The sequence below is a fragment of the Streptomyces sp. SolWspMP-5a-2 genome, assembly GCF_900091845.1.
Lineage (GTDB): Bacteria > Actinomycetota > Actinomycetes > Streptomycetales > Streptomycetaceae > Streptomyces > Streptomyces doudnae.
Genome location: NZ_FMCI01000120.1, coordinates 20,551 through 31,437 on the forward strand (window position 1 = coordinate 20,551; position 10,887 = coordinate 31,437).

Consider the following 10,887-nt stretch of genomic DNA (forward strand, 5'->3'; position numbering starts at 1 on the left):
TAGTTGACGTGGCATCAGATGTGGAGGGGTGTGACGGCGGCGCCCGTGCGCGCCGGAACTGAGCCTCCCGGCGCGCACGGGCCCCCTGCCGGGGTCCGGGTCAGAAGGTGACGTCGGAGCAGGCGTAGAACGCGTTGGCCGTGTCGGCGATCGTCCACACGGCGAGGATGACGTGGTGGCCGCTCAGCCCGGACGGCAGGGTGCCGCTGTGGGAGAGGGTGGCCGGGGGACGCTGGCCGTTGTACGGCACCGTCAGGAACGGGGTGGTGTTGAGGTCGGACCTGGCCAGGTTGTGGTTCTGGTTCCAGCCCGCCTTGGTGACGTAGTACTTGAAGTCGGTGGTGGCGTGCATGGCGGTGAACTGCCAGCGGAAGGTGTAGCTCTGACCGCCCGTCACCTTGGTGGTGGGCCAGGCGCCGCCGGAGGGGGTCTTGGGGCTGTCGAGCTGGGCGAAGGGCGTGTTGTTGCCCGAGCACAGCTGCCCGTCGGCCGGTCCCGCGGCGGGGAAGCCCTTGGGGCCCTCGACGCTCTGCGGCTCCCACTGGATGTTGCCGCAGTTGGCGACGGTGCCGTTCTGGCAGAGCTTCTGCCTGCTGATCGGGAGGTCGGTGTAGCCGTGGCCGCTGGCGCCGCCGGAGGAGAGCACGACGGCTCCCGCGGTGGCGAGGCCGACCACGGCCGCTGACATCTTGGTCCTTCTACGCATACTGCCGCTCCTGGAGAACGTGGGGGATGTTCAGTGAGGCGTGCAGGTCTAGACCAAGTCCCAGGTTATTGCCGACCGTTGACGCTGTCTATAACGAAGTCATGTCCATGCCCTACACGGCACTCCCCGGCGCTCCGCCGCTCACGGCCCGTTCCCGTCCCGGCCCGCGCAGAACGCCACCGTCAGGTCCTTCACCAGCGCCTTGCGCTCGTAGTCGTCCAGCTCCACCAGACCCCGCACGGTCAGCCGGGTCACCGTGTCCTCCACCGAGTCGACCACCGACGTCAGCACGCTCGCCCGGTGCTGGGCGTCCAGCGCGGCGATCCGCCGCCGGTTCATCGCCGCGGCGACCTCGGGCGCGTACTCCACCCGCACCGGGTGCACCGCGAACACCTCCACCCCGACCGGCGCCACCTCCGCCGCCACCAGCCGGGTCAGCGCCTCCCCCGCCGCCTCGACCGCGCCCTTGCCGCCGCCGGGCACCGCCATCGGCACCCGCACCAGCGCCGCCTCCACGCACTCGCGCAGATAACCCTCGTGGTCCTCGACCCCCAGCACGGCCCGCGCGGTGTCCCGCACCCGCCACACCACCAGGACGACGACCCGCAGCGCGACCCCGCTGCGGTCGGTGGCCGGCATCACCTCGCTGCGCCAGTGCCGCAGCCGCACGTCCACCCGGCGGCGCAGCAGCAGCGGGTTCACCCACATCAGGCCGGTCCTGCGCACGGTCCCGCGGTAGCGGCCGAAGAGGCCGAGCACCCAGGCCCGCCCGGTCCGGCCGCGGGCCAGCCCGCCGAACCCGAAGAGGCCGAGCAGCCCGGCGCCCGCGTAGGCGGCCCACTGCGCGGGCCCGAGGCCGATGCCCGCCGGGACGGGCAGCGCCATCGCCTCCGCCACGGACGGCGGCAGCACCCCCGCCCACCAGGACGTGGCCACACAGCCCGCCACCCCGCAGGCACCGGCGAGCACCCCGGCCGCGCCGGGCAGCACCCTGGCCCTGCGCTCGGCCAGCTCCGGATCGACCCGGGGGGCGGGACGCGGCTCGGGCCGGGCCCGGCGCAGCCGGGGCTGCTCACCGGTGCCCCGCCTGCGGTTGACCACCGCGGGCTTGAGAGGGACCGCGACCGGGTCGGGTTCGTCGCGGAAGAGGAGGTGGACGGGGATCTCGGTGGTGGACTCGTTCTGGATGAGCCGCGCGGGCCGCCCCGGCCCCTCCGACTCGGGCGTGTGTGACGTGGTCGTCGTACTCATGCGTGCTTCCAGCCTCCGCGCCAGATGCTTCACAACAGACAGTCGGTCAGGGTGGTCAGGAGAACAGCCGGCGCCAGGTCTCCGGCCCGGGGAAGCCGTCCGCCGCGCGGCCCCGCCAGCCCAGTGAGCGCTGGAACGCCTCGACGTTGCGGCGGTCGGGCTCGCCCCAGCGGGTTCCGGGACCGGCCGGGTAGTGGGCGCCGAACCCCTTGCGCACGAGCTGTCTGCCGAGCAGCTCGACCGCGGGGTGGTCGGCGCCGGGCCGGAACGCGGCCGGACCCGGATAGGCGGGCACCGCGCCCCGCTTCACGACCGCCCCGGCGGGCGAGGGGGTCAGGGACGGCGAGGGCGTCAGGGACGGCGACGGGGTCAGGGACGGCGACGGGGTCAGGGACGGCGACGGGGTCGGGGTGAGGGCCGGGCCCGGGGGCGCCACCGGGGACGGGAGCGCCGCGGGTGCCGAGGCCGCCGGGGACGGCGCAGACGCCGAGGACGCCGAGGACGCCGACAGGCCGGCCGGATCGGGTGGGGCCGACGGGCCGGACGGGCTCGCCGGGGTCGACAGGGCGGACGGGCTCGATGGGCTCACCGGGGTCGACAGGTTGGAGGGGCTCGACGGGCTCGCGGGGCGGGACCCGAGTGCCGGGATGTCCTTGCCCTTGCCGTTGACCAGCAGCGACCAGGTCGCCGGACCCGGCAGCCCGTCGGCGTCGGCGCCCTTCCAGCCCTGGGCGAGCTGGAACGCCTGGGTCGCCCTGCGGTCCGCCTCCGACCAGCGGGGGCCGGGGCCCGAGGTGTAGAAGCGTCCGCCGCCGCGCGCGACGAGCATCCGGCCCAGCTCGGTGACGTGCTTGTTGTTCGCGCCGGGGCCGAAGGACGACGCCCCGGGGAACGGCGTACCGGCCGCCGGGCGCCCCGGGGTGCCCGCCGCGCCCGCCGCGTCCGCGGCGATCCCCTTGGAGCGGTAGGGGACGTACCGCTCCGCATTGCTCCAGTAGGCGTACGGGGTGGACTGCTTGCGGGTGTGCGGACGGGTCTGCTCATAGGCGGTGTAGGCGGTGTGCGTGTAGTCCGTCCAGCCGCCGAAAATGACGACGTGCGAGCCTTTCTCGGGGTTCGACGGATTGTGGAACAGCAGAATGTCGCCGGGCTGGAGTTCCTCCTTTCCGATACGGACGCCGTACTGGTCGAGGCTGCCCGTCCATTCGTTTCCCGGCAGGTTCCAGGCCATCGACACGAATCCCGAGCAGTCCTGCCGGTAACCGTCGGACCAGTAGTCGTCCATGCTGTACGGAACCTGCGCGGCGACCCATTTCTTGGCCCGGTTGATGACCTCCGCGCGCGTGGTCACCGGAGCCTTCGCGACGCCGGTGCCCTTGATCGGCCGCCCGCTCGGACCGTGCAGCGGCGCCTTGCTCCCCTGCGGGGTGTCGGGCTCGTCGACTGCCGGGGCGCCCGGCGTCCCGGGGGCGTACGCGGCGGCGACGGCGGGGACGGCGTGGCCCGCGCCGAGCAGCGCGGTGGCCGCCGTCGCCACGATCACCGCCCGGTGCGCGGCCGGCCGCCCGCCCGTCGCGGAACGCGGTGGGACACGCCGCCCGAGAACACATCCGGGGCAATCGCAATCGCTCGCGGGATCGAATTCCTCGAATACCGGAGTCTCCATGCGATTCCTCTCACACTCCCGATCGAAAGCTTCGCGCCGGTGCACGTCGATCAGTTTCCCAACTGTCTTCCGGACGCGCATGTTGACGGTCCGAATGATGTACGCGCCCAGGTCACGGGCCCGCCGGAGCGGGGTCCCGGGCGGTCCCGCGGTCCTGAGCACCCTCGCGGGTCGGGTAGAGTTGCGCTGTCAGCAGGCGCCGCTAGCTCAGTTGGTTAGAGCAGCTGACTCTTAATCAGCGGGTCCGGGGTTCGAGTCCCTGGCGGCGCACGACACACGAAGGCCCTTCGCAGCAGCGGAGGGCCTTTCGGTTGTCCGGAAGAGGCGGCCGCGCCCGTTTGGCCGGATACCCTCTGGCCATGGCGGCGCGCGAGCTCCAGGAGCGGATCAAGAAGCTGATCGTCGACGGGCGGCTCCCCTCGGGTGCCCCGCTGCCGACCGAGCCCGCGCTCATGGCGCACCTGGGCGCGAGCCGCAATTCGGTGCGCGAGGCGCTCAAGGCCCTCCAGGCGATGGGCATCGTGGAGATCCGGCACGGCTTCGGCACCTACGTGGGTGCCATGTCGCTGGCCCCGATGGTCGAGGGCCTCGCCTTCCGCACCGTCGCCGGGCACCACCGGGGCGAGGACAGCCTCCTTCAGCTCCTGGAACTGCGGGAGGCGCTGGAGACCGGGCTGATCTCCCGGCTGGCCGGCAAGCTGCCGGACCGGGACCTCGATGAACTGGACGCCCTCGTGGCCCGTATGGAACGGCAGGCCGCGCACGGCGGCGACGGGCTCGCGGAGACCGACCGCGCCTTCCACGCGGCGCTCTACCGGGGGCTGGACAACGCCCTGCTCGGCGAGGTCCTGGAGGCGTTCTGGGAGGCGTTCCACACGGTGCGCACCGACCTGGGCGGGGCGCCGCAGGACCCGGAGACCACCTGCGGGCAGCACCGGGACATCCTCGACGCGGTCCGCTCCGGGGACTCACTACAGGCAGAGGCCGCCATAAGGGAGCACTTCGGCAACATTCGCTCCCGGCTCTCGGCTCCCCGGCCACGCTCTTCCCAGGAGCGCCACCGGGAACAGGAGGACCCACGGACACCACGACGGCACGGGGAACCCGGGCCACAGGGACGGCACCACGAGCGGGTATGACCGGTGAACAGCGCGTTTCGCGCCTTGCGGTCACGCGCGGCGGCGTAGAACCCTGGCCGCAAGCCGCCGCCGACGGGGGGTACTTGGGGGCGCGCGGCGGGGCGCCGGGGGTCGCGGGGAGAGGGGGCCCTGTTCGCGACTCGGCGCCAGGGGAGGCATCATGCAACCGGAAGGTCGCGATTGCATGTCCTTGGTAGAGACTTTGCAATGATCTCGGCCTGTCACCGACACGTCCGTGAAGAGTCGAGGGGGACTCGGCGCGGACGTGTGGAAACGACCACGAACACGCGCTGACCTGCGTGTGGGGGGATGATTCATGACGTCGACGCCGACGGGCGCCGGACCGGACTTCGACCCGTCAGAGACCAGCAGGTCGCGCGTGCCGTCCCACCGCGACAGCCAGACCGGGGCCTTCCGGCGAATAAAGAAGCAACTGCCCAAGTACGACTACGAGCACTACAGCCGGCTCGCGGGCCCCCTCACACAGCCGGACCCGACCCGGCCGTACCGGGTGCAGTACCGCTCGCTGCTGTCGCAGGAGCCCCACCGGATCCGGGCCGCCCTCATGCTGGGCGCGGCCCCGCTGCTCTCCCTGGTCCTGCTGGCGTGGCTGCTGCAGCCCCAGCACTGGACCGAGCGCGACTACCCGGCCTTCTCCTGGCTGCCCGCGCTGGACATCGTGATGCTCGTCTCGATCGGTCTGATCGAGTTCTTCCGCTGCATGAACGTGCTGTCCAACGCGCACGCGACGCTGGTCGCCCGGGACCCGGTCCCGGTGGTGCCCGAGACCGGCACCCGGGTGGCGTTCCTCACCTCCTTCGTGCCCGGCAAGGAGCCGCTGGAGATGGTCACGAAGACCCTGGAGGCCGCCGTCCGGCTGCGCCACCGGGGTCTGATGCACGTCTGGCTGCTCGACGAGGGCGACGACGACGCCGTGAAGGCCGTCTGCGCCCGCCTCGGTGTGCACCACTTCTCCCGCAAGGGGGTCGCGAAGTGGAACCAGGCCAAGGGCCCGCACCGGGCCAGGACCAAGCACGGCAACTACAACGCCTGGCTGGACGCGCACGGCGACGCCTACGACTTCTTCGCCTCCGTGGACACCGACCACGTGCCGATGCCCAACTACCTGGAGCGGATGCTCGGCTTCTTCCGCGACCCGGACGTCGGCTTCGTCATCGGCCCGCAGGTGTACGGCAACTACGACACCTTCGTCACCAAGGCCGCCGAGTCGCAGCAGTTCCTCTTCCACGCGCTGATCCAGCGGGCGGGCAACCGGTACGGCTCCCCGATGTTCGTGGGGACCTCGAACGCCGTGCGGATCACGGCGATCAAGCAGATCGGCGGTCTGTACGACTCGATCACCGAGGACATGGCGACCGGCTTCGAGATGCACCGCGCCACCAACCCGGCCACCGGCGCCAAGTGGCGCTCGGTGTACACCCCGGACGTGCTCGCGGTGGGCGAGGGCCCCAACGCCTGGACCGACTTCTTCACCCAGCAGCTGCGCTGGTCGCGCGGGACGTACGAGACGATCCTCAAGCAGTACTGGAAGGGCTGGTACTCGCTGCCGCCCGCCAAGCTGTTCAACTACACGATGATGATCATCTTCTACCCGATGTCCGCCCTCAACTGGATTCTGGCGGCGCTGAGTTGCGCGCTGTTCCTGGGCCTCGGCGCCTCCGGCGTGGACATCGACCCGACGGTCTGGCTGATGCTGTACGGCAACGCGTCCGCGCTCCAGATCGGCCTGTACGTGTGGAACCGGCGCCACAACGTCTCGCCGCACGAGCCCGAGGGTTCGGGCGGTGTGGCGGGCATGGTGATGTCGGCGCTGTCGGCGCCGATCTACGCCCGTTCGCTGATGGACGCGGTGCTGCGGCGCAAGAGTTCGTTCGTGGTGACGCCCAAGGGCGACTCGGCGAGCCCGGACACGCTCTTCGGGACGTTCCGGATCCACCTGTTCTTCATCCTGGTCTTCGGCGGCTCGATCGTCGCCGGTCTCGTCCTCGGCCACTCCCACCCGGCCATGATCATCTGGGCGTGCTTCGCCCTGCTGATCACAGCGGCGCCGATCTTCGCCTGGCGCCACGGCATGCGGCAGGCCGGGAAGAACCCGCCCGCGCCCGACCCGCAGGCCCCCCGGCCGCTGCCCCAGCAGCGGACGGCGCCACCGCGCCCCGCCTGGGCGGGCCCGGCAGGCGCCGGGGAGACGGACGAACAGACCATGCAGATCGCCCTGGGCGGGCTTGGGGGACGTGACGAATGAACGACCGTGCAGGCCGTCGCCGGGCCCGCCGACTCGCGATAGGCACGGCGGTGGTGCTCGCGCTGGCCGGGATGAACGGCCCGTGGCTCTACCGCTTCGGGACCGAGAAATACCACCAGTACAAGATCGACAAGCCCGGGTACAAGGCGGCCAACGGCCGCTGGCAGATCGTGGACTTCCCGCAGGAGTACCGCCAGGACACCATCCACGCGGCGCTGCTGCGCACCGGCAAGGTGCTGATGATCGCGGGCTCGGGCAACAACCAGGAGAACTTCGACGCGAAGAAGTTCGACACCCGGATCTGGGACCCGGTCAAGGGCACCGTCAAGAAGGTGCCGACCCCCGCCGACCTGTTCTGCACCGGCCACACCCAGCTCGCCGACGGCAACCTGCTGATCGCGGGCGGCACCAAGCGGTACGAGAAGCTGAAGGGTGACGTCACCAAGGCCGGGGGCCTGATGGTGGTGCACAACGAGAACCCGGACGAGCCGATCACGCTGCCCGCGGGCACCAGGTTCACCGGCAAGGAGAACGGCAGGACGTTCGTCTCCAAGGACCCGGTCCTGGTGCCGCGCGCCACGAAGGTCTTCGACCCGGCCACCGGCGCGTTCAAGCGCAACGACCCGGGGCTCGGCCGGATCTACGTCGAGGCGCAGAAGCGCGGCACCGAGTACGAGACCGGCACCCAGGACAACTACCGGGTGCAGGGGCTGAAGGGCGCCGAGGCGCGCAACACGTACGGCATCGCGCAGAAGCTGGCCCTCGACAAGAAGGACTTCCAGGGCATCAGGGACGCCTACGAGTTCGACCCGGTCGCCGAGAAGTACATCAAGGTCGACCCGATGAACGAGGCCCGCTGGTACCCGACGCTCACCACCCTGAGCGACGGCAGGATCCTCAGCGTCTCCGGGCTCGACGACATCGGCCAGCTCGTGCCGGGCAAGAACGAGATCTTCGACCCCAGGACGAAGAAGTGGACGTACACCGACACCGTCCGCCAGTTCCCGACCTACCCGGCGCTGTTCCTGATGGAGAACGGCAAGATCTTCTACTCGGGTTCGAACGCGGGGTACGGACCCGACAACGTCGGGCGCGAAGCGGGCGTCTGGGACGTGGAGAGCAACAGGTTCCGCACGGTGCCCGGCCTGAGCGACGCCGACCGGCTGGAGACCTCGGGGACGGTGCTGCTGCCGCCCGCGCAGAACCAGACGTACATGGTGATCGGCGGCGGCGGGGTCGGCGAGTCCGCGCTGTCCAGCAGCAGGACGCGGCTGATCGACATGCGGGACCCCGACCCGGCGTTCACCGACGGGCCCGCGCTGGAGAAGGGCACCCGGTACCCGCAGGCGTCGGTGCTGCCCGACGACACCGTGCTGGTCTCCGGCGGCTCCGAGGACTACCGGGGGCGCGGTGCCTCCGACATCCTCCAGGCGCGGCTCTACCACCCGGACAGCAACACCTTCGACCGGGTCGCCGACCCGCTGGTGGGGCGCAACTACCACTCGGGGTCGATCCTGCTGCCGGACGGGCGGGTGATGTTCTTCGGCTCCGACCCGCTCTACGCGGACAGGGCGAACACCAAGCCGGGCACGTTCGAGCAGCGGATCGAGATCTACACCCCGCCGTACCTGTACCGGGGCACGCGGCCGACGCTGTCGGGGGGACCGCAGACCATCGCGCGCGGCGCCTCGGGGACGTTCCGGTCGCCGCAGGCGTCGTCGGTGGAGAAGGTGCGGCTGATCAGGCCGAGCGCCTCGACGCACGTCACGGACGTGGACCAGCGGTCGATCGCGCTGGACTTCGAGACGTCCGGCGACAGGATCACGGTGACGGTGCCGAAGAACAGGAACCTGGTGCAGTCCGGCTGGTACATGCTCTTCGTCGACGACGGCGAGGGCACCCCCAGCGAGGCGCAGTGGGTGCGGGTGCCCTGACACCGGGGGCGCGGCAGGGACGGCGGCCCGCGCACGCCCCTCCCGCGGTCCGGGTGGGCGTCAGCGGGTGGCCCGTGCGAGCTTCAGGGCGTAGGCGGGCCACCAGGCGCCCGCCTTCGGGCCGCCCTTGCAGGTGCCGTCGGACTCGCCGGGGCGCTTGACCCACAGATAGGCGTCCACCAGCGGGTCGCCGGTCTTCGCGGTCGGCGGCTCGCCCAGGGCCCGGCCCGGCGGGTTGCACCAGCGCTCGTCCGGACTGCCGCCGGTCCAGGGGCCGTTGCCGTTGCGGCTGGTGTCGACGACGAAGGGCTTCCCGCCGACCTTCGCCGACAGCTCCTTGCCGTACGTGACGGACGCGGCGGTGGCGTAGTAGTTGGAGACGTTCACCGCGAAGCCGTCGGCGCGGGACACGCCCGCCCGGCGCAGCGGCTCGAAGATCTGGTCCGGGTGGCCCCAGCCCGCGTTGCCCGCGTCCACGTAGACCTTGGTCGCCTTCAGGGACTTGAGGGTGGCGACGGCGCCGTCGAGCAGGTCGTAGCGCTCCTCGTGGTGCTCCTCTGGCGTGCAGCCGTCGACCAGGTGCAGCAGCGCGTCCGGCTCCAGGACCACCGTCGCGGGGCGGTCGCCGATGCCCTTGGCGACGCCGTCGATCCAGGACCGGTAGGCGTCGCCGTCGGCGGCGCCGCCCTGCGAGTACTGGCCGCAGTCGCGGTGCGGGATGTTGTAGAGGACGAGCAGCGCGGTGCGGTCGGCCTTCTCGGCGGCCTCGGTGTAGCCGCGCGCCTCCCGCTCCGGGTTCTCGGGGCCGATCCACTCGCCGGTCGGCTGCTCGGCGATCTTGCGGATCTGGTCGGCCTCGGCGTCCTTGCCCGCCTTCTCGTAGGCGGCCACCTGCCGGGCCGCGTTGCCGTCCGGGTTGACCCAGAACAGGTCGCTGCCCGCGGGCCGCTGACCGATCCGCGCACCGGCGCCGCCCCGGTCGCCGTCCCCCGGGGAACAGCCCGCGAGCAGCAGCGCCGTCCCCAGCACCGCCCCCGACGTCCGGACCCCGGCCCCCCTCTTGCCGTGCATCCCACTCCCCCTCGCCCCACCGTTCGAGGCTCAATCCTGGCACACGCGCGGTGGCGGGAACGGGGTCGCCGGGGCTTTCCCCGGCCGCCCGGACGGCGGGGTTTCAGCGGGTGCCGCCCGTCAGGTACGCGGAGACGACGACGTTGGCGGTGTAGGCGCGGCGGGCCCGGTCGAAGGTGCCGCCGCAGGTGATCAGGCGGAGTTCGGCGCGGCCCGGACGGTGCGGGCCGAAGGCCCGGTGGGCGTCGAAGTGGTCGCGGGGCTGGACCCGGACGTCGTCGACGGTGAACTCCGCGACCCCGCCGTCGGCGCGCACGACCCGGACGGTCCGGCCGGGGTGCAGGGTGCTGAGCCGGTAGAAGACGGCGGGCCGGGTCTCGGTGTCGACGTGGCCGACCAGGAGCGCGACCCCGGCCGCCCCGGGCGCGGTACCGGCCGCGTACCAGCCGACGGAGTCGGCCAGGGCGTAGGGCGGCGGTTCGATCGCGCCGTCCGGGTCGAGGCCGCGGGCGGTCACCGGGGCCCGTACCCCGAGGTCGGGTATGTCGACCCGGCGCGGGCTCGACGCCGTCCACGGGTCCCCCGCGGGCGGAAGCGCGGGTCCGGCCGCCTCGCGCGCCGACAGGCAGGCCCCGAGCAGCAGGAGCGCCCAGACGACGCCGGTCAGCAGGCCGCCGGAGCCGGTCCCGCGCTCGGACACGGTCAGTCCGCCCCGCGGCGGCGGCGGGCGAGCAGGGTCACCGCGGTGGCCGCGACGCCCGCGAGCACCAGGCCGGTGACGGCGTGCCCGGTGCCGGGGCCCTCCTGCTGCGCCTCATCGTCGGCGGAGGCGAGGTGCGCGGTGCGCGCGCCGC

The 10,887-nt window shown here is 72.2% G+C and carries 8 protein-coding genes and 1 tRNA gene; 4 read left to right on the top strand and 5 right to left on the bottom strand.

Annotated elements, in window-relative coordinates:
• Positions 1-100: 100 nt before the first annotated feature.
• The 3 genes from GA0115242_RS12035 to GA0115242_RS12045 all read right to left on the bottom strand — a co-directional run bounded on the left by GA0115242_RS12035 (position 101) and on the right by GA0115242_RS12045 (position 3,623).
• Positions 101-706, bottom strand: a complete 606-nt coding sequence (locus GA0115242_RS12035; protein ID WP_093827488.1) for a lytic polysaccharide monooxygenase auxiliary activity family 9 protein — start codon at positions 704-706, stop codon at positions 101-103.
• A 141-nt stretch (positions 707-847) separates the two neighbouring features.
• A complete protein-coding gene (locus GA0115242_RS12040; protein WP_093827490.1) occupies positions 848-1,957 on the bottom strand; it encodes an SPFH domain-containing protein in 1,110 nt (369 codons plus the stop codon).
• Between the two features lie 55 nt (positions 1,958-2,012).
• Positions 2,013-3,623, bottom strand: a complete 1,611-nt coding sequence (locus GA0115242_RS12045; protein WP_093827492.1) for a peptidoglycan-binding protein — start codon at positions 3,621-3,623, stop codon at positions 2,013-2,015.
• A 196-nt stretch (positions 3,624-3,819) separates the two neighbouring features.
• Here GA0115242_RS12045 and GA0115242_RS12050 point away from each other — a divergent pair.
• The 4 genes from GA0115242_RS12050 (at position 3,820) to GA0115242_RS12065 (ending at position 8,962) form a co-directional block, all read left to right on the top strand.
• Positions 3,820-3,893, top strand: a tRNA-Lys gene (locus GA0115242_RS12050).
• Between the two features lie 89 nt (positions 3,894-3,982).
• Entirely contained in the window at positions 3,983-4,762 is a 780-nt protein-coding gene (locus GA0115242_RS12055; RefSeq protein ID WP_093827494.1) for a FadR/GntR family transcriptional regulator, read from the top strand.
• A 316-nt stretch (positions 4,763-5,078) separates the two neighbouring features.
• Positions 5,079-7,028 (top strand): glycosyltransferase family 2 protein, encoded by a 1,950-nt coding sequence (locus tag GA0115242_RS12060; protein WP_093827496.1) that lies wholly within the window; start codon positions 5,079-5,081, stop codon positions 7,026-7,028.
• Entirely contained in the window at positions 7,025-8,962 is a 1,938-nt protein-coding gene (locus GA0115242_RS12065) for a kelch motif-containing protein (RefSeq protein ID WP_093827498.1), read from the top strand. Before GA0115242_RS12060 ends, GA0115242_RS12065 begins: the two co-directional genes overlap by 4 nt.
• Before the next feature lie 60 nt (positions 8,963-9,022).
• Here the strand turns inward: GA0115242_RS12065 and GA0115242_RS12070 are convergent, their stop codons facing one another.
• Positions 9,023-10,033, bottom strand: a complete 1,011-nt coding sequence (locus tag GA0115242_RS12070) for a glycoside hydrolase family 6 protein (protein WP_093827500.1) — start codon at positions 10,031-10,033, stop codon at positions 9,023-9,025.
• Between the two features lie 103 nt (positions 10,034-10,136).
• Entirely contained in the window at positions 10,137-10,739 is a 603-nt protein-coding gene (locus GA0115242_RS12075) for a class F sortase (protein ID WP_202555210.1), read from the bottom strand.
• Between the last annotated feature and the right edge of the window lie 148 nt (positions 10,740-10,887).

What these genes read in the sequence shown, in the direction of transcription:
- GA0115242_RS12060 (WP_093827496.1), top strand. Translation starts at nt 5,079, where the DNA reads ATGACGTCGACGCCGACGGGCGCCGGACCGGACTTCGACCCGTCAGAG.
- GA0115242_RS12040 (WP_093827490.1), bottom strand. Translation starts at nt 1,957, where the DNA reads ATGAGTACGACGACCACGTCACACACGCCCGAGTCGGAGGGGCCGGGG.
- GA0115242_RS12065 (WP_093827498.1), top strand. Translation starts at nt 7,025, where the DNA reads ATGAACGACCGTGCAGGCCGTCGCCGGGCCCGCCGACTCGCGATAGGC.
- GA0115242_RS12045 (WP_093827492.1), bottom strand. Translation starts at nt 3,623, where the DNA reads ATGGAGACTCCGGTATTCGAGGAATTCGATCCCGCGAGCGATTGCGAT.
- GA0115242_RS12035 (WP_093827488.1), bottom strand. Translation starts at nt 706, where the DNA reads ATGCGTAGAAGGACCAAGATGTCAGCGGCCGTGGTCGGCCTCGCCACC.
- GA0115242_RS12055 (WP_093827494.1), top strand. Translation starts at nt 3,983, where the DNA reads ATGGCGGCGCGCGAGCTCCAGGAGCGGATCAAGAAGCTGATCGTCGAC.
- GA0115242_RS12070 (WP_093827500.1), bottom strand. Translation starts at nt 10,033, where the DNA reads ATGCACGGCAAGAGGGGGGCCGGGGTCCGGACGTCGGGGGCGGTGCTG.